This window comes from Clostridium pacaense, from assembly GCF_020709765.2.
Taxonomy (GTDB): domain Bacteria; phylum Bacillota; class Clostridia; order Lachnospirales; family Lachnospiraceae; genus Enterocloster; species Enterocloster hominis.
Genome location: NZ_JAJFEB020000238.1, coordinates 1 through 234 on the forward strand (window position 1 = coordinate 1; position 234 = coordinate 234).

General features: G+C 59.0%; 1 pseudogene. It reads right to left on the reverse strand.

The window, feature by feature from the left end:
* Window positions 1-234, reverse strand: a pseudogene (locus tag LK536_RS59155) (AAA family ATPase); the annotation flags it as partial.

Consider the following 234-nt stretch of genomic DNA (forward strand, 5'->3'; position numbering starts at 1 on the left):
CTGCAGGAAGGACTTACCGGCCGTGGACGGCCCGGCTATGAGCATCTTATGGCCCTGGCGGAGCACGCCATCAATTAGGCATGGTGCCAGTTCCGGTAGGTCATCCCAGACATCCTCCAGGCTCTCCGGGTCCGGCAGGTCATCATTGACGGACTCAATCCATTCCTTCCACGCGGCCCAGTTCGCTTTCCCGATATTGGTATCCATCAGGAACTGCTTATGTCCCCCGCGGAT